The 21,379-nt window shown below is 68.2% G+C and carries 23 protein-coding genes and 1 tRNA gene; 11 read left to right on the top strand and 13 right to left on the bottom strand.

All coding sequences use genetic code 11. From position 1 onward, the window contains the following. Window positions 1-106: 106 nt before the first annotated feature. Complete coding sequence (locus tag TEF_16485) at window positions 107-1,063, top strand: phosphate acetyltransferase (protein ID ANK82209.1); 957 nt, start codon at window positions 107-109, stop codon at window positions 1,061-1,063. Continuing rightward, window positions 1,048-2,226, top strand: a complete 1,179-nt coding sequence (locus TEF_16480; GenBank protein ANK82208.1) for an acetate kinase — start codon at window positions 1,048-1,050, stop codon at window positions 2,224-2,226. Before TEF_16485 ends, TEF_16480 begins: the two co-directional genes overlap by 16 nt. On the opposite strand, the gene TEF_16475 is transcribed toward TEF_16480, so the two are convergent. Beyond that, window positions 2,221-3,780, bottom strand: coding sequence for a hypothetical protein (locus TEF_16475; protein ID ANK82207.1), 1,560 nt, complete (start codon window positions 3,778-3,780; stop codon window positions 2,221-2,223). The genes TEF_16480 and TEF_16475 overlap by 6 nt on opposite strands. Before the next feature lie 154 nt (window positions 3,781-3,934). Continuing rightward, the gene (locus TEF_16470) at window positions 3,935-5,512 is read right to left on the bottom strand and encodes a peptide ABC transporter substrate-binding protein (protein ID ANK82206.1); all 1,578 of its coding nucleotides are present in this window, start codon (window positions 5,510-5,512) and stop codon (window positions 3,935-3,937) included. A 243-nt stretch (window positions 5,513-5,755) separates the two neighbouring features. Here TEF_16470 and TEF_16465 point away from each other — a divergent pair, with 243 nt between their 5' ends. Beyond that, complete coding sequence (locus tag TEF_16465) at window positions 5,756-6,550, top strand: enoyl-CoA hydratase (GenBank protein ANK82205.1); 795 nt, start codon at window positions 5,756-5,758, stop codon at window positions 6,548-6,550. Here TEF_16465 and TEF_16460 read toward each other — a convergent pair. The 4 genes from TEF_16460 to TEF_16445 all read right to left on the bottom strand — a co-directional run bounded on the left by TEF_16460 (window position 6,547) and on the right by TEF_16445 (window position 9,685). Continuing rightward, complete coding sequence (locus TEF_16460; protein ID ANK82204.1) at window positions 6,547-8,079, bottom strand: multidrug transporter; 1,533 nt, start codon at window positions 8,077-8,079, stop codon at window positions 6,547-6,549. The two genes, TEF_16465 and TEF_16460, sit on opposite strands and share 4 nt — an antisense overlap. A gap of 99 nt (window positions 8,080-8,178) precedes the next feature. After that, a tRNA-Gln gene (locus TEF_16455) sits at window positions 8,179-8,253 on the bottom strand. Between the two features lie 54 nt (window positions 8,254-8,307). Next, complete coding sequence (locus TEF_16450; GenBank protein ANK82203.1) at window positions 8,308-9,078, bottom strand: enoyl-CoA hydratase; 771 nt, start codon at window positions 9,076-9,078, stop codon at window positions 8,308-8,310. A 94-nt stretch (window positions 9,079-9,172) separates the two neighbouring features. Further along, window positions 9,173-9,685, bottom strand: a complete 513-nt coding sequence (locus tag TEF_16445; GenBank protein ANK82202.1) for a hypothetical protein — start codon at window positions 9,683-9,685, stop codon at window positions 9,173-9,175. Window positions 9,686-9,749: 64 nt separating this feature from the next. Here TEF_16445 and TEF_16440 point away from each other — a divergent pair, with 64 nt between their 5' ends. After that, complete coding sequence (locus TEF_16440) at window positions 9,750-10,295, top strand: hypothetical protein (GenBank protein ANK82201.1); 546 nt, start codon at window positions 9,750-9,752, stop codon at window positions 10,293-10,295. A gap of 7 nt (window positions 10,296-10,302) precedes the next feature. Here the strand turns inward: TEF_16440 and TEF_16435 are convergent, their stop codons facing one another. The 3 genes from TEF_16435 to TEF_16425 form a co-directional block, all read right to left on the bottom strand. Then, window positions 10,303-10,812 (bottom strand): hypothetical protein, encoded by a 510-nt coding sequence (locus TEF_16435; GenBank protein ANK82200.1) that lies wholly within the window; start codon window positions 10,810-10,812, stop codon window positions 10,303-10,305. After that, the gene (locus tag TEF_16430; protein ANK82199.1) at window positions 10,809-11,678 is read right to left on the bottom strand and encodes a hypothetical protein; all 870 of its coding nucleotides are present in this window, start codon (window positions 11,676-11,678) and stop codon (window positions 10,809-10,811) included. Before TEF_16430 ends, TEF_16435 begins: the two co-directional genes overlap by 4 nt. Window positions 11,679-11,752: 74 nt before the next feature. Further along, window positions 11,753-11,977 carry a hypothetical protein gene (locus TEF_16425; protein ANK82198.1) on the bottom strand — a complete coding sequence of 75 codons (225 nt, stop codon included), beginning with the start codon at window positions 11,975-11,977 and terminating at the stop codon, window positions 11,753-11,755. 147 nt (window positions 11,978-12,124) lie between these two features. Here TEF_16425 and TEF_16420 point away from each other — a divergent pair, with 147 nt between their 5' ends. After that, window positions 12,125-12,961, top strand: a complete 837-nt coding sequence (locus tag TEF_16420; protein ID ANK82197.1) for a CoA synthetase — start codon at window positions 12,125-12,127, stop codon at window positions 12,959-12,961. Beyond that, window positions 12,958-13,722, top strand: coding sequence for a CoA synthetase (locus tag TEF_16415; GenBank protein ANK82196.1), 765 nt, complete (start codon window positions 12,958-12,960; stop codon window positions 13,720-13,722). Before TEF_16420 ends, TEF_16415 begins: the two co-directional genes overlap by 4 nt. Window positions 13,723-13,731: 9 nt before the next feature. Here TEF_16415 and TEF_16410 read toward each other — a convergent pair whose 3' ends face one another. From TEF_16410 to TEF_16400, 3 genes are all read right to left on the bottom strand, one after another. Next, window positions 13,732-14,334: an alkaline phosphatase gene (locus TEF_16410; protein ID ANK82195.1), complete on the bottom strand. Its 603-nt coding sequence runs from the start codon at window positions 14,332-14,334 to the stop codon at window positions 13,732-13,734. Between the two features lie 41 nt (window positions 14,335-14,375). Further along, window positions 14,376-14,927: a hypothetical protein gene (locus TEF_16405; protein ID ANK82194.1), complete on the bottom strand. Its 552-nt coding sequence runs from the start codon at window positions 14,925-14,927 to the stop codon at window positions 14,376-14,378. 130 nt (window positions 14,928-15,057) lie between these two features. Further along, complete coding sequence (locus tag TEF_16400) at window positions 15,058-15,444, bottom strand: two-component system response regulator (protein ID ANK82193.1); 387 nt, start codon at window positions 15,442-15,444, stop codon at window positions 15,058-15,060. 160 nt (window positions 15,445-15,604) lie between these two features. Between TEF_16400 and TEF_16395 the strand changes: the two genes are divergently transcribed. The 5 genes from TEF_16395 (at window position 15,605) to TEF_16375 (ending at window position 20,746) form a co-directional block, all read left to right on the top strand. After that, window positions 15,605-16,048 (top strand): hypothetical protein, encoded by a 444-nt coding sequence (locus tag TEF_16395; GenBank protein ANK82192.1) that lies wholly within the window; start codon window positions 15,605-15,607, stop codon window positions 16,046-16,048. A gap of 11 nt (window positions 16,049-16,059) precedes the next feature. After that, on the top strand, window positions 16,060-17,019 hold the full coding sequence (locus tag TEF_16390; protein ID ANK82191.1) for a riboflavin biosynthesis protein RibF: 960 nt from the start codon (window positions 16,060-16,062) through the stop codon (window positions 17,017-17,019). 3 nt (window positions 17,020-17,022) lie between these two features. After that, the gene (locus TEF_16385; protein ANK82190.1) at window positions 17,023-17,922 is read left to right on the top strand and encodes a hydroxyacid dehydrogenase; all 900 of its coding nucleotides are present in this window, start codon (window positions 17,023-17,025) and stop codon (window positions 17,920-17,922) included. A gap of 204 nt (window positions 17,923-18,126) precedes the next feature. Then, window positions 18,127-19,071, top strand: a complete 945-nt coding sequence (locus TEF_16380; GenBank protein ID ANK82189.1) for a polyketide cyclase — start codon at window positions 18,127-18,129, stop codon at window positions 19,069-19,071. Window positions 19,072-19,153: 82 nt separating this feature from the next. After that, complete coding sequence (locus TEF_16375; GenBank protein ID ANK82188.1) at window positions 19,154-20,746, top strand: hypothetical protein; 1,593 nt, start codon at window positions 19,154-19,156, stop codon at window positions 20,744-20,746. 114 nt (window positions 20,747-20,860) lie between these two features. Here TEF_16375 and TEF_16370 read toward each other — a convergent pair whose 3' ends face one another. After that, window positions 20,861-21,316, bottom strand: a complete 456-nt coding sequence (locus TEF_16370; GenBank protein ID ANK82187.1) for a glutamyl-tRNA amidotransferase — start codon at window positions 21,314-21,316, stop codon at window positions 20,861-20,863. Between the last annotated feature and the right edge of the window lie 63 nt (window positions 21,317-21,379).

The following is a 21,379-nucleotide window of genomic DNA, read 5'->3' as shown; positions in this document are numbered from 1 at the left end:
TTGTGCGCACCACACTGGCCCCGGCGGTCTTGATCTGGCGCAATGCTGTTGCAGCATGTGGCGGTCAGGCTGCCCAGGGCAGCAACAGATCGGGCGAACCGGAACAATGACCGAAATCTTCTCCGCACTGGTGGCGCGCGCCGCCGCCTATCCGTCCGCGCCCACGGCGGTCGTTCATCCCTGTGACGCGCCCTCGCTGCAGGGCGCCGCGGACGCGGCCCGTGCGGGCCTCATCGAGCCTCTGCTCGTGGGGCCTCGGCACCGCATCGACGCCGCCGCCGCGGAGCTCGGTCTCGACATCTCGGCCTGGCCCCGGATCGACACCCGCCACAGCCACGAGTCCGCGGAGATGGCGGTTGCGGCCGTCCGTCAGGGCCGTGCCGAGGCGCTGATGAAGGGCAGTCTGCACACCGACGAACTGCTCCATGCGGTGCTTGCCAAGGAGACCGGCCTGCGCACGGAAAAGCGTCTCAGCCATGTCTTCGCCCTGGAGATCCCGGGTCAGGACCGCCTGCACTTCATCACCGATGCGGCCATCAACATCTATCCTGATCTACTGGCCAAGGCCGACATCGTCCGGAACGCCATCGAATGCGTGCACGCGCTGGGGATCGAACGGCCCAAGGTCGCGATCCTGTCGGCCGTCGAGACGGTCACGCCGAAGATCCCCTCCACGGTGGACGCCGCCGCGCTCTGCAAGATGGCCGACCGCGGTCAGATCACGGGGGCGGACCTGGACGGGCCGCTGGCCTTCGACAACGCCGTCAGCGTGGAGGCAGCCAGGATCAAGGGCATCCGCTCGCCCGTCGCGGGCCGCGCCGATATCCTGGTCGCGCCGGACATGGAGGCGGGCAACATGATCGCCAAGCAGCTCACCTTCTTCGCCAAAGCGCGTGCTGCCGGCGTGGTGATGGGGGCACGCGCGCCGATCATCCTGACAAGCCGCTCCGACGACGCGACCGCGCGCCTCGCCTCCGCCGCCGTGGCAGCGGTCATCGCCCATGCGCGGCGCCTCGCGGCGGCCGCGGCGGTGATCGGGGAGGACGGATGGCGGACGACCTGATCCTCGCGGTCAATGCCGGTTCCTCGACGATCAAGTTCGGGGCGTTCCGCCTGCCGTCGCTGGCGCGGGTTGCCTTCGGCCATGTCGATGCGCTGGGATCCGACGATTGCGCCTTCCGCGCCGAAGCAGCGGGCGAGCCCCATTCGCAGGAACTGCCGGGCGCGGACCACGAGCGCGCCATGGCTGCGCTGGTGGCCTGGATCGGCGAGGCGCTGGGCGGGGCGAAGATCGCCGCCTGTTCCCACCGCATCGTCCACGGCGGACCCGACCATGTCTGGCCGCTGCTGGCGGACGGGGCGGTGGTGCGCGAACTGGAGGCCTTCATTCCGCTGGCGCCGCTTCACCAGCCGCATAACCTGGCCGGCATGGTGGCGCTGGCCCGGGCGCTGCCGGGAACGCCGCAGGTTGCCTGCTTCGATACCGCGTTTCACCGTGACCATCCGAAGGTGGCCGAGGTCTATGCCCTGCCCCGCGAAATGACCGAAGCCGGTGTCCGTCGCTACGGCTTTCACGGCCTATCCTATGAATACATCGCCCGGCGGCTCCGCAATCTGGATCCTGAACTCGCCTCCGGACGGGTCATCGTGGCCCATCTCGGCGCCGGCGCCAGCCTCTGCGCCATGCGCGACGGACGCAGCGTCGACAGCACCATGGGTTTCACCGCCCTGGACGGCCTGCCCATGGCGACGCGCACCGGCCAACTCGATCCGGGCGTGGTCCTGCATCTGTGGCGGGAAGGCCGCCCGCTGGCCGAGGTGGAGCGCATGCTCTACCGCGACAGCGGCCTGAAGGGACTGTCGGGGCTGAGCGGCGACATGCGTGAACTGCAGGCAGCCGGCACGCCCGCGGCGGCCTTCGCGATCGAGTACTTCTGCTATCGCGTCGCCCGCGAGATCGGCGCGCTGGCGGTCAGCCTCGGCGGTCTGGACGGGCTGGTCTTCACCGCTGGGGTGGGGGAGAACGCGCCGGCGATTCGCGCCGACATCTGCAGCCGGCTCGGCCTGCTTGGCGCCGTCGCAGACGAGGCCGCGAACGCTGCAGGCGCGGAGCGTTTCGACGCCGACGGCAGCCGGATCAGGCTGCTCCGCCTGCCGACGGACGAGGAGAAGATGCTGGCCATACATGCCGCCCGCTGCATCGGCGCGCCGGTCGGAGCGTCATAGCCGGGTTCGGCCCTGTGGGGCGCCGGAACTGTCTTCGTTCAGCGCGGCGCGGATCAGCGCGACAGTGTCCTCCGGGCTTCCCGACGCGTCGATGAGCCGCCAGCCCGAAGGCCGTTCCAGATTGCCCAGCTGCTTCGCCAGAACCCGTTCGTCGGCGTCGGAGGCATCGTCGCGGCGACCGCCGACGCGTTCGCGCAGGATCGCCGGGTCCGCGTCGAGCCAGAAGCCTTCCAGGCTCACGCCCTCAACCGCCAGAGCCGCGCGCAGGGGATCTATGTTCCTGGCGTGGCCGAAGACCGCGTCCACGACCACCGGTCGGCCCGCCCTGGCGACTGTCTGCGCCTCTTCGGCCAGGGTGTGGAAGACGCGGCGCGAAACGGCGGAGCTGTAGGCGCTCTCGCCCAGTTTCTCCTCGGGCCTTCGGCCTTTCAGGCGCTTGCGGATGACGTCGCTGCGCAGATGCACCGCGCCCGCGGCCTTCCCCAGCAGCGGGGCGAGCATGGCCGCGGCCGTCGACTTGCCCGTGCCGCTGGCCCCGCCGATGGCGACCGCGCGCGGCCGGTCGGGCGCCAGCATCGCCAGCGCGAGGTCGAGATAGGCCTGCGCCTCCCCGGCCTTCTCCCGGTCCCCGGGCCCCTTGGCCGCCGAGGCGGTGGTGTGCGCCCGAATTCCGGCCCTGAGCGACAGGTAGAGGGGGAGCAGGCCCACGCCGCGATAGTCGCCGCTGCGCGCCAGGTATCGGTTCATCACCAGATTGGCTTCCCGTTTCAGATCGCGGTGCAGCAGGTCCATGAGCAGGAAGGCCAGGTCGTAGAGGACGTCGATGTCGCTGAGGCCCGGGTCGAACTCGATGGCGTCGAACAGCGTCGGGCGTCCGTCGAGCAGGACGATGTTGCGCAGGTGCAGGTCGCCATGGACGTGGCGCACCGCATCCTCCGCTGCCCGTTGATGCAGCAGGCTCCGCCCGGATTCGATGGCCTGCCGGGTGCGTTCTTCGAGCAGGTCGATCGCGCGATCCTCGAATACCGCCGCGCCGTGACGCCGGAGCTCGGCGATATTGCCGTCCGCCACCGCGGTCATGTCGGCGGCGGCGTCGCGCCCGCCGCGCGTCTCGGTCTGCTGATGGAAGTCAAAGATGACATCCGCCGTGTCCCGGCAGATCCGGTCGGTCAGTTCGCCCCGCCGCGCCAGGCGGTCGAGCAGCATGTCATCGTCGAAGCGCTTCATGCGCACGACCCACTCAACCGGTTCGCCGGCGCCGTCCAGCGCCAGCGCCCCGCCGGGCTCCCGCGTCAACGGAACGGCGTCGAGATAGATCTCCGGTGCGGTGCGGCGGTTGATCTCGACCTCCGCTTCGCAGAAGCGCCGCCGCCGTTCCGGCGTGCCGTAATCCAGATAGGGGTAGCGGACGGCCTTCTTCATCTTGAAGGCCAGTTCGGGACCCAGAAAGATCAGGTTGGCGTGGGTTTCGACGACTTCGACCGTGCCGCCGCCGTGGGTCGCCGGGTCGGCCAGGAGACGGCGCGCCTCGTCCTGCGTTTCGGGTTCCGACACGAAATGCGGCCCTCCGGATGCCTGTGTGCCGACAGATAGGTGACACACATGGCGCAGGCCAGCCTTGACGCAGGTCAAGCGCCGGAACCCAACGGGCCGCCCCGGTTACCGGCGCGGCCCGCGCGTGTGTCTCTGTCGTCCGGAGACGGTCAGATCACTTGAACCACCAGCGCTCCATCCAGCGCTCGCCGTCCAGGTCCCAGTTCGAGGCGAAGTCGCCATGGCCGACCTTGTCGGAGGTGGCGAAGACATAGGAGGCGAACATCGGGATGATGGCGCCGCCATCCTGATTCAAGATCGCCTGCATCTCGTAATACATCTCCCGGCGCTTCGCCTCGTCCAGCTCGGCGCGGGCCGCGATCAGCAGTTCGTCGAAGCGCTCATTCGACCAGAAGGTATCGTTCCACGCCGCGCCCGTCTGGTAGGCGGTGGAGAACATCTGATCCTCGACCGGACGGCCGCCCCAGTAGACGGCGCTGAAGGGCTTCTTCATCCACACGTCCGACCAGTAACCGTCGTTCGGCTCGCGGGATACATTCACCTCGATGCCGGCCTCCTTGGCGGAGTTCTGGAACAGGACGGCAGCGTCGACGGCGCCGCCGAAGGCCGCGTCAGCGGCGGACAGGCTGACCTCCAGGCTGTCCATCCCGGCCTGCTTCAGGTGGTATTTCGCCTTGTCGGGGTCGTAGCTGGTCTGCGCCAGCTCGTCGTTGTAGTAACGCTGCCCGCGGCCGATCGGATGATCGTTGCCGACCGTGCCATAGCCGAACAGGATCTTCTCCACCAGTTCCTCGCGGTTCACCGCGTGCTTCAGGGCGAGACGGACATTGTTGTCGGTGTAGGGATCCTGGTTGGTCGACATGGCGAAGGTGTAGTGCTGGTTGCCCGCCACCGAGTGGATGTCGACGCCGGGCCGGCGGCCCAGCAGCCCCACCGTCTTCAGGTCCAGCCGGTCGATGGCGTCCACATCGCCGGAAACCAGCGCCGTGGTGCGCGCATTGAGATCGACCAGGCAGAGCATCTCGATCTCGTCGAAGAAGCCGCGGCCGTCGTCCCAGAAATCGCCGAACTTCTCCAGTTCGGCGGTGACGCCGGGATCGAAACGAGTCAGCCGGTAGGCGCCGCAGCCGTCGCCGGACTTCCAGTCCAGCTTGCCGTCCTTCGCCGGCCCGATGACCAGATGATAGTCGCTCAGCACGAAGGGGAAGTCGGCATTGCCGGCTTCCAGCTCGAAGACGACCGTGTCCGTGCCCTCGGCACGGATGTCGGTGACCGGCTTGACCAGCGGACCGGCGGCCGACGTGGAACCCTCGCCGCGATGGTGGTTGATCGAGGCGACGACGTCGCTCGCCTCCAGGGCCTTGCCGCTGTGAAACGTCACGCCGGGCCGCAGCTTGAAGGTCCAGACCGCGGCGTCGGGCGAGGCCTCCCAGCTTTCGGCGACGCCGGGCTTCAGTGATCCGTCCTGGCCGACCTCGGTCATGAAGCCGTGCACGCCGTAGAGCAACGCGATGGTGAAGCCGTTCTCGGCCGTGCCGGGATCCAGCGTGTCCGTCGTCTGGCCGTGCGCCTTGCCCATACGCATGGTGCCGCCCTTCTTCTGGGCCTGCGCCTGGGGAGCGGCCAGCATGCTCGCGGCGCCCAGCGCACCGACGGCGGCGGCGCCCTGCAGGAAGGACCGGCGGTCGAGCCGGCCGGTTTCGTAACGTCGCTTGAGTTCCCTGTATGTCATGTCTCGCTGTCTCTCCTGTTGCACGGACCCCTCGTCGGAAACCGGCGCCTCCTGACGCGGCAATGGCGTCGGAGGGAGCGCCGGTGGCGGTCCCTTCGGGACGTGAGGGCGGTTCCCTCTCCATTCGGTCGGCGTCCGGCATGGTACCCCATTGGCGGAGCAGCACAAAGAAACGGGCCGGATGCGCCGGCGAACCGCGCGCGGTAGTCTCGCCGCCGGGCAACGGAGAAGGGGGCATTCGACATGGATAACGGCACGCTGATCGTCGATGACCGGGCGACTTCGGTCTGGGTGACGCTGAACCGCCCGGACAAGATGAACAGCATTTCGGCGGGCATGCTGGAGGATCTGGAGAACCTCATGGCCGCGCTTGCCGCCCGGCGCGAATTGCGGGCGCTGGTCTTCACCGGCGCGGGCCGCGCCTTCTGTGCGGGCGTCGATCTGAAGGCCGCGCAGGAGCGGGTCAGCGGCGACGACGGCCCGGCCGCGAACGCCGCCTTCCTGGAACGCCTGCGGGACGTTCTGGTCAAGGTGGAGCGCTTCCCCCGGCCGGTGATCGCCGCGGTCAACGGCCTCGCCCTCGCCGGCGGCCTGGAACTGGTGCTCTGCTGCGATCTGGTCGTCGCGGCGGAGAGCGCGCGGCTGGGTGACGCCCACGCCAACTATGGCCTGGTGCCGGGTGGCGGCTCCTCTGTCCGCCTGCCGCGCAAGGTCGGACCCAACCGCGCCAAGCAGCTGATCTTCTCCGGCGACTTCCTGCCTGCCGCGACCCTGGCCGAATGGGGGCTGGTCAACCGCGTCGTGGCCGACGCCGAAATGCTGAACGCGACGGGGGAGATGGTCGAGCGGCTGGCCGGACGCAGTCCCGTCGGCCTGGAGCGCATGAAGCGCATGGTCGACGATGGTCTGGAGCAGCCGCTGGACGCCGCCCTGTCCTACGAACTGGCGCTCAATGCACTGCACGCCCGCTCCGCCGACCGCGCCGAGGGGCTGGCCGCCTTCAACGAGAAGCGCACGCCGCGCTTTACCGGGCGCTAGGTCGCCTTCCGGCGCTTCACGCGCATCAGCAGGATCAGTGGCACCGCGGCCGCACTGGTCAGGGAATAGAGGTAGAAGGCGTTGACGTAGCCGATCAGCGCCGCCTGGCGGGCGACCTCGTTCTCCAGCCGCGCCAGGCCGCCTTCCGGCCCCGTGCTCCAGCCGCCCATGACCTCCGGCATCCGCAGCAGCTCGTTGAAGGGATTGATGAATTCGGTGAGGTCCGCGTAGTTCATGGCGCCGGTGACGATCACGATGGTGACCGAGAGGGAGATGAAGACCGAGCTTCCCAGATTGCGCAGCAGGTGGAAGACGGCGGAGCTCTCCGCCAGATGCCGGGGGTCGAGGGTGGAGAATGTCGCGACCGTGAGCGGCACCCAGATGATGCCGACCGCCAGACCCTGGACGATGCTGTGAACGGCGACGTCGGTGATCGTGATCTCCAGCCCGAATTCGGCCATGAACCAGCCGGAGACCGCCTGCATCGAGTAGCCGAGGCACATGCCGACGCGGGGATCGAGCTTCGACAGCCACATGGCGGCGAAAAAGCCGCCTACCGCGCCGACGCCGCGAAAGCCCAGGATCAGGCCGATGGCCGAATCCGGAAACCCCAGCAGGTCCTGCAGCATGGGCGGCAGCAGCACCATCGGCGTGAAATTCAGCATGCCGTAGATCGTGACCACGACCAGCCCGACCGCGTAGTTCCGGTCCAGCAGCAGCTTCGGGTTGAGGAACGGCCGCCGGGCCGTGAACGTGTGCGCGGCGAAGACGTAGAAGGCGAGGACGGCCATCGCCGATTCGATAACGATCTCGGGGCTCTCGAACCAACCCTGGCGCTGGCCGCGGCTGAGCATGAGCTGCAGGCAGATCACCGCCACGGAAAGGGCCAGGAAGCCGGTCCAGTCCAGCCGCGCGTCGTCTTCCTTCCCCTTGTCGGTGAGAAACAGCGCCAGGCCGAGCAGTGCCATCAGGCCCAGCGGCACGATCATGTAGAACGCCCAGCGCCAGTTGTAGAGCTCGGCCAGGTAGCCGCCCAGCGCCGGACCGATGACCGGCCCGACGACCACGCCCATGCCGAAGATCGCCGTGACCTTGCCGTGCTGCTCCCTGGGGAAGGTGTCGAGGATCACGGCCTGGCCCAGCGGCACCAGCGGCGCGCCGCAGCCGCCCTGCACGATGCGCCACAGCACCATGGTCAGCAGGCTGTCGGACAGGCCGCAGCCGAGCGTCGCCAGGGTGAATCCGCCCGTGCTCCAGAGCATGACCGGGCGCCGGCCGAAGCGCGCGGTGAGCCAGCCCGTCATGGGCGTGACCACGGCGGTGGCCAGGATGTTGAATGTCATCGCCCAGGAGATCTGGTCCTGGGTCGCCGACAGGCTGCCCTGCATCTGCGGCAACAGGACCGAGACGACCAGGATGGCCAGGCTGTAGAGGGTGCCGGAGAGGACGATGCAGGACAGGATGGCCCAGCGCTGGAACGCGGTCAGCCCGGCTCCCCCTTCCGCGGCTGGGTTTTCGGATAGTGCCATGCGGACCTCATGATCCGTGCCCCGCACGGCATGCGCAACCGGGCCTGACGCATGGGCGGGCCGCGCCGCCGGAGCCGGTTCGGTCCGGCGCGGGAGGGCTGGCTGGGGCGGCAGGATTCGAACCTGCGAATGGCGGCACCAAAAGCCGCTGCCTTACCACTTGGCCACGCCCCAATCCGATGCGGAAACTAGGCGCTCCGCCGGCGGCGCGCAAGCGCGCGGCGGACGTCAGATGGTGCCGAAATCGCCGCCCCGGCCCTTGCCGTCCCGGAACCGGGCCGCGCCCTTCGCCGTCTCCTCCATCAGCGGCTTCAGCCCGCCGCGGCCTTCGTTGTTCAGCGCCTCGCCCAGGTCCAGGCCCCATTGTTCGTGGGCGGAACGGCGGTCGGCGCGCATGCAGATTTCGGGGAAGCGCGCGATCTCCCGCGCCAGTTCCGTCGCCGCCTCGTGCGCCCGCCCTTTCGCCACCACCCGGTTGGCGAGGCCCCAGGCCATCGCCTCCTCGGCGCCAACCGCGCGGCCGGTCAGGATCATGTCGAGCGCCCGCGACTGGCCGATCAGCCGCGGCAGGCGCACGGTGCCGCCGTCGATCAGCGGCACGCCCCAGCGCCGGCAGAAGACGCCGAAGGTGGCGTCCTCCTCCATCACGCGCATATCGCACCACAGCGCCAGCTCCAGCCCGCCTGCGACCGCGTAGCCGTCCACCGCGGCGATCACCGGCTTGTCGAGCAGCATTCGTGTCGGGCCCATCGGGCCTTCGCCCTCCGGTTCGTAGTTGAGCGCGCCGGCGCCGTCCGCGGCCTCCTTCAGGTCGTAGCCTGCGCAGAAACAGCCGCCGACGCCGCCCAGCACGGCGACCTTCTGGCTGCCGTCCTCGTCGAACGTGCGGAATGCCTCCCGCAGTTCCAGCGCGGTCTCGTGGTTGACGCAATTCCTGACCGCCGCCCTGTCGATCAGGATGGTGGTGATTCCGTCCTCGCGGGTCGTGATGATCGCCATTGCCGATGTTCTCCCTCAGCCGGCCGCTCCGGGCCATTGCCCGCATGATAATGCAGCTTCCCCGGCGGCAGGGAAGCGGGAGGCGGGTGACCTGTCAGGCCACGTCGTTGCCGGGTGCGCTGCGGCGGCCGCGGCGTTCGTCGCCGGTTCGGTCGGCCCGGCCCTCCGGCTGCGGCCAGTCGCAGGCGTCGAGCCCGGCGGAACGGAAGGACTCCGCCAGTGTCCAGAGGCGCTGCATCGCCGCCGCCCTTCCCGGTTGTTGCACCAGCGGCGCCAGCAGCGCGTCGCCCAGTTCCGGCAGGCCCAGGAAGCCGGCGCGCAGAGCGCGAAGCAGACGGATCTCGTCGCCGCTCAGTTCGGTCGCACGGCGGATGCGGATGTCGACGGTGCCGCTGGCATGGGCCGCGATCTGGCGCATCAGGCCGTCGATGTCCGCAACGGCGGACTCCAGCCGATGGGCCAGCAGCGCCAGACGCAGGTCTTCCGAACTGGTACGGCGGAAGGCGGCGTGGACCCAGCTTCGCACGCACCAGAGAAACAGCCGCTCGCATTCGCCGAGCTGGGCGGTTTCGATGCGCAGGGACGGTGGCTGCATGGCGAGAATCATGATCCGCTCCTCTCAACTGATATGAAAATGATAATCATTATCAAAAGAAGATTGCAAGCGCCGCTTGGGAACCGCCGGCACCGGCGCTATCTACGGCGCGGCGAAACGGGGGCGGCGGATGAACGATGGAGCGTGGACGATCAGGCGGGCGGCGCCGGAGGATGCGGCGCGTCTGGCGGAACTGGCGAACGCGCTGGATTTCGAAGATCTTGGCGAACAGGCGCTCCGTCCTTTCGACGCCTCCGTCATGATACGGGATTTCATCTGCGAGAACGCGATCCTGGCCACGGAAGTCGCCGTGGCCGGCGGGATCGTCGTCGGCTACGCGGCGCACAATCTGGCCTATCACGCCGAGACGGCGCGGCCCGCTCGGTGGCTGGAGAATCTCTATGTCACGCCCGAATGGCGGGGCGGCGGCGTCGCCCGGGCCCTGATGGCGGCCGTGTCGCGCCATGCGCTGGCGACAGGCTGCGACGCGGTGTTCTGGGGCGTGCGGCGCGACAACGCCGGTGGCCGGCGCTTCTACGACAAGCTGGGCGCCGGCGACGAGGCCGCGGACATCCGCCTGCTGTGCGGCGACGCTCTCGAGGGCCTTGCGGGCGAGAGCTGACCCGGCGCTACTCGCGGCAGTCGTTCCGCCGCGTCATGCCGCCGATCTGCAGCAGATAGGCCTCCACCCGCTCCTGCGTGGCGGGATCGCAGATATGGCCCTTGGACTTCAACTCGTCCCGGAACAGCGCCATGGCGAGGCCGTGCGTGATGGAGATCAGGGCGAGCTGCCGCGGGTTCCAGCAGCCGCTGTTCTGCTCCCGCTCCATCAGCGGCAGGAAGGAGCGTTCGCCCCACTCGAAGCCGCAGTGGTCGGCGAATGCGGAGCCAGCACCGCGCCGGATCGCGTCCGCCGTCATGTTGCCGGTGATCACGCCGCGCCGCTTCTCCGCGGGCGTCGCCGGCTGGCAGTTCCTTTCCGGGCCGCACTGGCCCAGATGGATGTTGTCCAGCGCACGGTTGCCGATCGCGTCGATCAGCCCCGGATCGAGTTCGCCCACCAGGCTGGGGTCGGCGGCGTGCACGCCGGCGGGGACGAGAAGCATCAGTCCGAGGCAGAACGCTACGAGATGTTTCATGACCGGTCGCTCTCCATGGGCAGTTCGGGGTGGACACACCATTCGCTGAGGGAGTTGTCGTAGAGCGAGACCTCGTCCTGGCCCAGCAGGGCCATCACGAAGGCCGGTGTCGTGGCGGCGATGCCGCCGCCGCAATAGGTGACGGCCCGTTTGGACTCGTCGGCGCCGGCCTCGTCGAGCAACTGCCGCAGTTCCGGCAGCGGCCGGAAGGTGCGGTCGGGCCGCACCATCTCCCGCGCGGGCGCATTGGCCGAGCCGGCAATCCGGCCGGGCCGGCCGTAGTGCGTGCCACCGCCCTCGTGCTGCTCGCGGGACAGGGCGTTGACCACGACCGAGCCCTTGTCCGCCAGTGCGGTGAGCACCTGCTCCCGGTCGTAGACGAGTTCCGGCCGAGGCGCGGGCGTGAAGGTGGCCGGCGGATAGCTGTTCGCGCCCTGCTCGATCGGCCGTCCCTCGGCTTCCCACTTGTCGATGCCGCCGTCGAGCACGGCCGCGTTGTCGAAACCGAAGGCGCGCAGCATCCACCAGACGCGGGTGGCCCACATGGGATGGTGGCGGCTGTAGAGCACGACCCGGCTGCCGTCGCCGATGCCCAGCGCTCCCGCGCCGCGGGCGAAGGTGTCCGCATCGGGGAAGGTGAAGCGCAGCGTCGGATGGGGCCTGCAAAGATCCTGCTGGATGTCGATGAACGCGGCGCCGGGAACATGGGCGGCCTCGTATTCGTCGCGGCAGGGCATGACGCGGTAGGTGCTCTGCGGATCGGGCTCCAGCCGCGTGGTGCAATCGAAGATGCGGAGATCCGGATCGCCGAGGCGATCCTGCAGATCGGCGGCGCTGATCAGCCAGCGCTGGACGCGTTCGTTCATTCGGGGCGGTCTCCCGGTCGCCATGGGTCCGGGGAGAGTAGTGCGCCTTCGATGCAGGGGAAACCCGTCGGCGGTCAGCCGCCGGCGAAGCGCCATTTCTCCCGGTAGGCGCGCATGGCTTCCTGGGCGCTGCGGAGGTCGTCTTCCTCCATCGGGCTCATGGCGCTGATTTCGATCCCCCGGCTGGTCTCCCGGATGTAGACGGTGTCTCCCGCCATCAGATGCAGCCGCCGGGCTATGTCGTCCGGCAGGACGACTGCCTTGCTGCCCTTCACCGTCGCAATTTTCGCGCGCGCCATCGAATATCCACTTGCAATTTGTACTTAATTACCATTTCCAGGCCGAATTTGCAAGAGAACACAGGGGTTTGTCGGGCATCGTGACTGTTTTGCATCACTGGAACATGATATGTTTCTGACAGATGCGCTTCCGGGGAGACAAGTGACATGGCCGACGCGATCCGCTCATCCGCCGAGGAACTGGCCGCGATGGTGCCCGACGGGGCGCAGATTGCGGTGCCGCCCGACTATTCCGGCGTTGCGATGGAACTCACCCGGGCGCTGGTGCGGCGCGGGGTGAAGAACCTGCATCTGGTCTGCGTGCCGGTCACCGGCCTGCAGGGCGACATGCTGATCGGCGCTGGCGCGGTATCGACCATCGAGACCTCGGCGGTGACACTGGGCGAGTTCGGCGGCGCGCCGAGGTTCCAGGCGGCGCTGAAGGCCGGCACCCTGAAGGTGAAGGACGCCACCTGTCCGGCGGTTCACGCGGCCATCCAGGCCGGCCAGAAGGGCATTCCCTACATGCCGCTCAGGGGCATGATCGGTTCCGACATCCTGGCCAACCGCGACGACTGGCTGGTGCAGCAGAACCCGTTCTCGGCCGACGAGGATCCGATCGTCCTGCTGCCGGCGCTGCGGCCCGATTTCGCGATTTTCCACGGCCTCAAGGCCGACCGGCAGGGTAATGTCTATCTCGGCATCCGCCGGGAGCTGTTCGCCATGGCCGGCGCAGCCAGGCAGTCGCTGGTGACGGTCGAGGAAATCGTCGAAGGCAATCTGCTGGAAGACGACGCCACCGCCGCCGGCACGCTGTCATCCATTTATGTCGGCGGAGTCGCCGAAGCCAGGCACGGCGCCTGGCCGCTGCCGTTCTGGAACGAATACGCCACCGACGACGCGCACATGCAGGGCTATGTCGCCGGGGCCCGCTCGGAGGAAGGCTTCGCCGACTATCTGCGCGCCCATGTCCTGGGCGAGAGCGCGCAGGCAGCCGCGGAATGAGCCCGGCCCGGCCCTCCCCGGACGAGGTCAAGCCGGAAGAACTGCTGATCGCCATCATCGCGCGCCTGCTGGAGGGCTGCCGTCTGGTGGCGGCCGGCGCGTCCTCGCCCATTCCGGGCGGCGGCTGCCTGCTTGCGCGGCGGCAGAGTGGCGACGCGATGCACGTCAACATTCTCGGCAGCCGGGCCAACAACCTGATGACCAATGGCGGGGTGGAACTGTTCGACTGGGCCGGACAGGGCCGGCTGGACGCCTTCTTCCTGGGCGGGGGGCAGATCGACGGTCAGGCCAACATCAACCTCGTCGGAACCGGCGACTATCCGAACAACGACATCCGCTGGCCCGGCTCCTTCGGCAGCGCGTATCTCTACTATCTGGTGCCGCGGGTGATCCTGTTCCGGGAGGAGCACAGCCGCCGCGTCTTCGTACCGAAGGTGGATTTCGTCTCCACGCCGGGCACCAGCGGCAAGGACATCTACCGCACCGGCGGGCCCTACGCGATGGTCACGCCGCTGTGTCTGATGGGGTTCGACGCGGCGCGCGCGCGCTTCCATCTGAAAAGCGTCCATCCCGGCCATACGGTCGAGGAGGTGCGCGACAACACCGGCTTCGATTTCGACATTCCTGATGACGTCCCGGAGACCGTGTTGCCCGACCGCGCCACGCTGGACGAGATCCGCCGGCACGTCTCGCTGGAGATCGCGGAAACCTATCCGCGCTTCGCCCAGCGGGTCTTTCCCGAGGCGATGCAGGCGGCCTGAACGGGCCGCTCAGACTCCCTTGCGGAAGTTGATCACACGGTAGAGGTACCAGATCACGAGAATGGCCACGACGGCGTTCGATACCGGGTTGGCCCAGTCGGCGACGCGCTGGTACTGGTCCTCCAGAAGGAAGCCGGCACCTGCAAGCAGCGCCGTCCAGATCACCGTGCCCAGCGCCGAATAGAGCGTGACGCGGGCCAGGGGCATGCGGGCCACGCCGGCCGGCACGGAGATCAGCGTGCGCACGGCGGGCACGAGGCGGCCGAGGAAGACCGCCTTGCCGCCATGGCGTTCGAACCAGTCGCGGGCCCGGTCGATCTCCTTCGGCGTCAGGGTCAGCCAGCGTCCGTGGCGATCGGCGAAACGCTTCAGCCGTTCGTGCTCGCCCAGCCAGCGTCCGATGCCGTACCAGAACAGCGCGCCCAGCAGGGAACCGGCCGAGCCGGCAAGGGTCGCCAGAACGATGTCCAGCTCCCCGCGGGCGGCGCTGAAGCCGGCGAGCGGCATGATCAGCTCCGAGGGGATGGGCGGAAAGACGTTCTCCGCGAACATCAGGAAGGCGATGCCGAAATAGCCGCCCTGCTCGATGACGCCCGTGATCCAGTCGAAGATGACGCAGCTCCTCCGTCAGGCGGCCGGCCGGATGGGGCGCTTCAGCCCTCCCATTCGGGCAGTTTCTCGATCTCGGCCTTCGGCAGGCGGGTCATGTAGTCGCCCTTGGCGTATTCGAGCTTCTCCAGAGACATGATCACCTCGCGGTCGCCCATGCCGAGAAAGCCGCCGACCTCGACGACCAGCGCGGATACCTGACCGGAGCGGTCGACCAGCGCCTTCTCGATCTCGCCGATCTCGTGGCCGTTGACGTCGACGACGTCCATGTCATCGATCTCGCGGTCCCATTCGATCAGCGCCTCGGCCTCCGCTTCGGTGATATCGGTGACGAAGCCGTCGGGGCTGTAGTCCAGTTCGTCCAGCGTCATCAGCACCTCGCGGTCGTCCAGGTCGAAGAAATCGCCGAACTCGACCACGACGCCGACCACGCGGCCGGTGCCGTCGATGATGGCTTCCTCGATCTCGCCGATATCCTCGCCGCCGACGCTGAGGACGTTGGCGCCCTCGAGTTCCATGTGGCTTTCGCCGGCAGACTGGGCGCCGGCTGCGGTGACGCCGGCTCCGAGGGCGAGGGCGGCGGCGATTGCGGTCATTCGATTGCGCATCGTTCTTGTTCTCCAGATCCGTTTTTCTGCGCCAGCGGTTCCCGCAGGAACCGCCTGGAGAGGCCATGTCGGTATCTGGAAGCCGATTGTCCACACCGCAGCGGCGGTGCGGCAGCGTTCAGTAATCGGAGAAGACCAGTTCCATCTTCTCCCGCAGCGTCTGGGCCGTGAAGGGCTTGACGATGTAGTTGTTCACGCCCGCCTGCTTGGCGGCGATGACGTGCTCGGTCTTGCTCTCCGCGGTGACCATGATGAACGGCAGATCGTGCAGTTCCTCGTCGGCGCGGATCTCCTCCAGCAGTTGGTAGCCCGTGATCGGCTCCATGTTCCAGTCGGAGATGATCAGGCCGTAGTCGTTCTCGCGCAGCTTGCGCAGGGCGGCGGCGCCGTCCATCGCGGTGTCGATGTTGGTGAAGCCGATCTGGCGGAGCAGGTTGCCGATGATCCGCAGCATCTGCAGGTAGTCGTCCACGATCAGGATCGGCATGTTCTGGTCGATACGCATTACTCACCGCAGGGGGGATGCAGAGGCCGGCCCCCACCATCGCCGGGTTTCCTGAATTTTGCGTAAACCGGGCCGTGCGCCGGCCGTCTTGTCGCCTCCGGGACGCGCGCCTATAGTCCGCCCGCGCCGGCGGGGAACGGCGCAGGGGAAAGGGGAAGCGATGCCGGCAATCACCGAAAAGGGCACGACCTACTATCTGGAGGATATCTCCGTCGGCATGGCCGCGGAGTACACCCGCGAGGTCACAGGGGATCTGATCCAGTCCTTCGCCGACGCCTCCGGCGACGACAACCCGCTGCACCTGGACGAGGACTACGCGAAGACGACCATGTTCAAGGGCCGCATCGCCCACGGCATGCTCTCGGGCAGCTTTCTGTCGACCATCTTCGGCACCATATTCCCGGGGCCGGGGGGCATCTATCTCGGCCAGAATCTGAAGTTCGTGGCGCCCGTGCGCATCGGCGACGTGGTCACCGCCCGCGCCGAGGTCGACGAGGTGCTGGCCGACAAGGGCCGGGTGCACTTCACCTGCACCTGCACCGTCGGCGGCAGGAACGTCATCGTCGGCGACGCCTGGATCATGCCGCCGCGCCGCGGCAAGTGACCCGGCGGTCCATGCGGCTCGTACGGCTCAACACCCCGGCCCCGGAGAGCCTCCGCGGCGCAACGGTCGCCATCGGCAATTTCGACGGCGTCCACCGCGGCCACCGGGTGCTCATCGGCATGGCCCGCGATCACGCCCGGGCGCGCGGCGCGCCATCGGGCGTGCTCACGTTCGAGCCGCACCCCAGGGAGTACTTCGCGCCCAAGGCGCCGCCTTTCCGCCTGACCAATTTCCGCGCCCGCGTCGTCGGGCTCTGCGAGACCGGCATCGACGTGATGGCCGTGTTGCGTTTCGACGAACCGGTCGCGCGCATGTCGGCGACGGACTTCATCGAGGATGTGCTCTGCCGCCGTCTGGGTGTCGGCCACATCGTCGTCGGCTACGATTTCGCCTTCGGGCACAAGCGTGCCGGAAATGTCGCGCTGCTCCGTCACGCGGCGGCCGAGCGCGGCTTCGGCGTCAGTGTCGTCGAGCCGGTGCACGAGGGCCAGGAAGTGATTTCGTCGACACGTATCCGCGATGCGCTCTGGCAGGGTGAGCCCCGCCGCGCTGCCGAACTGCTGGGCCACTGGTGGGAGGTCCACGGCCGCGTGCGCCGGGGCGACCAGCGCGGCCGCACCATCGGCTTTCCCACGGCCAACATTTCGCTCGGCGGCTACCTGGAGCCGCAGTTCGGCGTCTACGCGGTCCAGATCGGCTGGCCCGAGAACGGTCGGGTCGTGTGGCGCGACGGCGTCGCCAATCTGGGCCGTCGGCCGACCTTCGAGAAATCCGACGTGCTGCTGGAAGTGCATGTCTTCGACTATTCGGGCGATCTCTACGGCAAGCGCGCCGAGGTGCGCTTCATCGACTTCCTCAGGCCGGAACGGAAGTTCGACGGGCTGGAGGCGCTGAAGGCGCAGATCGCCGCCGATGCGGCGCAGGCGCGCGAAGTGCTGCGCAACCTGCCTGTCCTCGAAGCGGGAGACTGAGCCATGACGGAAACGATCGGTTTCATCGGCCTGGGCGCCATGGGCGGCCCGATGGCGGCGAACCTGGCGCGCGCCGGCCACAATCTTGTGGTCTTCGATGCGGACCGTTCGAAGGAGATCGAGGTCGCGGAACTGGGCGCCGCGGTGGCCGGTTCCGTCGCAGAGGTGGCGGAGAAGGCCGACATCATCGTCACCATGCTGCCGGATTCGCCGGACGTGGAGGCGGTCGTTCTGGGCGCAGAGGGTTTGCGCGCCCACGGCCGGCCGGATCAGCTGCTGATGGACATGTCGACCATCGCGCCGGCGACGACCGACAGGCTCTCCCGGGAGCTCCACGAGGCCGGCATCGGCTTCGTCGACGCGCCGGTGGGCCGCCTGGTCGCCCACGCCATCGCCGGCGAGTCGCTGTTCATGGTGGGCGCTTCGGGCAACGACTTCGGCCGCGTGAAACCGCTGCTGGAAGCGATGGGATCGACCATCCACCATTGTGGCGGGCCCGGCGCCGGCATCCGCACCAAGCTGGTCAACAACCTGATCGCGATCGCCGTCTGCCAGATCGACGCGGAGGCGATTTCCCTGGCTCAGGCCTTCGGGCTCGACATCGCCACCACGCTGGATGTGATCAACGGCACCACGGCCACCAACGGCCATCTGGTCAGCGCCTGGCCGAACAAGGTACTGAAAGGCGACACCGAGCCCGGCTTCCGCATTGCGCTGGCCCACAAGGACGTCAGCCTGGCGCTGGAGGCGGCGCGGGAGGCCGGCATCCCCATGTTCGCGGGCGCGGCGGTGCGTGAATCGCTGGCCCTGGCCAAGGGCGACGCGGCCTTTGCGGGCCGGGACTTCTCGGCATTGCTCGACCATGTCTGCTCGCTGGCCGGGCTGAAACCGCCCCGCACATGAACCCGGCATCGCGTTTCATGTAATGTTATTACATATACAACGTAATAACATCACGCTCTCCATGTAACAGAGTTACGTGGCGCAAGAAATTCCTTGCAATGTTGGCGAGTGACTTCCGATCATTCCTCCCGTGACCTTCCCAACAAGGGGGGCTGGCGCCGGCTATCGGTCGGCGTTGCAAGAAGACACGGAGGAGACGTCACCATGAAGAGACTGCTGATTGGCGCGACACTCGGGCTCGCGCTTGCCGCCGGCCCCGTGCTGGCGCAGGAATGCCAGCCGTCGAAATACGGCGCGGACGACGAGATCGGCGCCGCGAACCTGATCACGCCGGAGCGGGTGAAGGCCGCCGCCGGCCTGGTCAAACAGGGCATGACCCACCCGCTGGGCATCGTGATCGATCCCAACATGCCGGCCTTCCCGCCGCGCGGGATGATGCTGCAGGTCGTCTCGCCCGGACAGCAGGGCGGCCGCGATCTGGCTCAGGACTTCGGCTGGAGCTCGATCTACAACGACGATGTCGCCCAGCTCTGGTTCGGTATCGGCCCGCAGCTCGACGGCCTCGGCCATCTGGGTGAAGGCACCTACTACAACTGCAACTCGCCTGCGGATATCGCCTTCGTCACCGGCCTGAAGAAGCTGGGTATCCACAACGTCCCGCCGCTGGTCGGCCGTGGCGTTATCATCGACATGGCCAAGCACAGGGGCGTCGAAACGATGGCCGCCGGCGAGGCGATCACGCCGGAGGATCTCGAGGCCGCCTCCAAGGCGCAGGGCGTCACCTTCAAGGATGGCGACATCATCCTGGTGCATACGGGCTGGACCGACGCCAAGCTGGAAAGCGATCCCAAGGCCTGGGTCAGCGGTGAGCCGGGTCTGAACAACGCCGCCGCCGTCTGGCTGGCGGACAAGAACCCGGTCGCTGTCGGCGCCGACACCTGGGGCGTGGAAGCCGTGCCGCCGGCGAAGGGCGACAAGGTCTTCTATGGCCATGTCACCTTCCTGAAGGAGAACGGCATCTACATCCTGGAGACCATGAACACCGGTCCGCTGGTGTCACAGGGCGTGCAGGAGTTCATGTTCGTGCTCGGCCAGGCGCGCGTGAAGGGCGCGGTGCAGATGATCATCAACCCCGTCGCCCTGTGGTGACGGACGGTCCGATCTGACGCATCATGCCGGATGACGGGGAAGGGGGCTTCGGCCCCCTTCTTCTTTCGGGGGGAGGGGAGAGATGACGACATTCGCCGAGGCGCTGGTCGGCGCGTTGCGTGAGCGGGGGACGCGGCACCTGTTCGGGGTGCCCGGCGGCGGCTCCAGCCTTGACCTGATCGAGGCCTGCGGGAAGCTGGGCGTGCGCTTCGTGCTGACGCGGACCGAGACGGCGGCCATGCTGGCGGCGGCGGCGACCGCGGAGATTACCGGCGCGCCGGGCGCGGCGCTGGCCGGCGTCGGCCCTGGGGCGGCGAGCGCCGTCAACGGCATGGCCTACTGCGCGCTGGAGCGCGCGCCGGCGATGCTGTTCACCGACCGGGTGCCCGAGGATCCGAACCGGCCGAGCTGGCACCAGAAATTCGACCAGCCAGCGATGTTCCGCCCCGTCGCCAAGGCGGCGGCCTGGCTGACTCCGTCGACACCGGGGGCGGAGATCGCGGCTCTGATGGACATGATGACCGCCGATCCACAGGGGCCTGTCCATGTCGACATGACCGCCGCCGAGGCCGGCCTGCCCTTCGAGGATGCCGTTCCGGGGCCGGCGGAGCAGGATGCTGGCCCGCCGCCGGAGATCGCCCGCATCGCCGAACGTCTCGACGGATCGTGCAGGGTGGCGATGATCGTCGGCCTGCAGGCGCGCCATGCGGGCGAGCCGGTGCGCGCCCTGGCCCGGGCGCTGAACGCAGCCTGCCTGACCACCTACAAGGCCAAGGGCACCATCGCCGACGACGACAGTCATTTCGTCGCCACCTTCACCGGCGGTACGGCAGAGGCGGCGATCCTCAACGACGCCGACCTGATCCTGCTGGTGGGCCACGACCCGGTCGAGGCCATTCCCGGCCGCTGGATGTACGATGCGCCGGTGCTGGCGCTCTCGGCCTGGGACTGGGCCGCGGCCGGCGGGCATCCGGCGCCGGAAATCATGGCCGTGGGCGACATCGGCCCGATGGCCGTGGAGCTTGCGCGGACGGCGCGGGGCGCGGACTGGGACGAGGCCATCGCCGGTCATCGCGCGGCCTACCGGGCGCGCGTCGCCTATCCGGCGGTCGAAGGCGTCTCCCCCGACGATGCCGTCCGCATGCTCCAGACCGCTTCCGACCCTTCGGCCCGGCTGGCGGTCGATGCGGGCGCGCACATGATCCCGACCCTGGCGCAGTGGATCGCCCGCGAGCCCGCCGGCGTGCTCAAGTCGAACGGGCTGTCCACGATGGGCTACGCCCTGCCGGCGGCGATCGGCAGCGCCTGCGCCGAACCGGACCGGCCGGTGGTCGCGATCACCGGCGATGGCGGCGCGATGATGTGCCTGGGCGAACTCGCCACCGCCACCGAACTGAACGCTGACCTCACCTATGTGATCCTGAACGATTCCGCGCTGTCGCTGATCGACGTCAAGCAGCGCAATCAGCAGCGCCCGCGCGCGGGCGTCGCCTCGGAAACCTTCGACTTCGCGGCGATGGCGCGGGCCTTCGGCTGGGCCGCGGCGACGGTCGACCGGCTGGACAGGCTGCAGCCGGCGCTGGATCTGCTGGCGACGTACGATCTGCCGAAGCTGATCGATATCAGGATCGACCCGTCGGGCTATGGCGGTCAGTTCGAGGCGATGAGAGGATGACCGGTCGGGCGCGAAGGGTGGCATGGCTGGCTCGCACGCCTTCTGAACCGGCTGCCCCGCCTCTCGATTCCGCCGCGCAGGACGCCGGGTGATTCAGTCTCTTCGTGGAACGGCCTAGCTCAGCTCCGACTTCATGGTCTTGCTGGCTTCGCCCATGTCGATGCGGCCGGCATAGCGGTCCTTGATGACGCCCATGCAGCGGCCCATGTCCTTCAGGCCCGAGGCGTTGAGTTCCGACTTCACCTGGCTGCAGACCTGCCGGATCTCGGCGGCGTCCATCTGCTTCGGCAGATAGCCTTCGATGATGGCGATCTCGCCCTGTTCCTGCTGGGCCAGGTCGACGCGGCCGCCCTCCTCGTAGAGGCGGATCGACTCGCGGCGCTGTTTCACCATCTTCGACAGGATCTGGATGATGGCCTCGTCGGACAGGCCCTGGCTGTCCGCCTCGCCGCGGTTGCTGATTTCCTGCTCCTTGATCGCGGCGGCGATCAGGCGAAGCGTCGCGACGCGGCGCGAATCCCTGGCGCGCATCGCGTCCTTCAGATCGTCATTCAGCTTCTGTTTCAGCATTCCTGCCACCCACGCCCAATGTGAGGGCGCGCAACATAGTCCAAATACGGGGGTGTGGCAAAA

The organism is Rhizobiales bacterium NRL2, from assembly GCA_001664005.1.
GTDB lineage: Bacteria > Pseudomonadota > Alphaproteobacteria > Minwuiales > Minwuiaceae > Minwuia.
The sequence above is the reverse complement of the archived record's forward strand: the minus strand, read 5'-3'. Positions and strand labels throughout refer to the sequence as shown.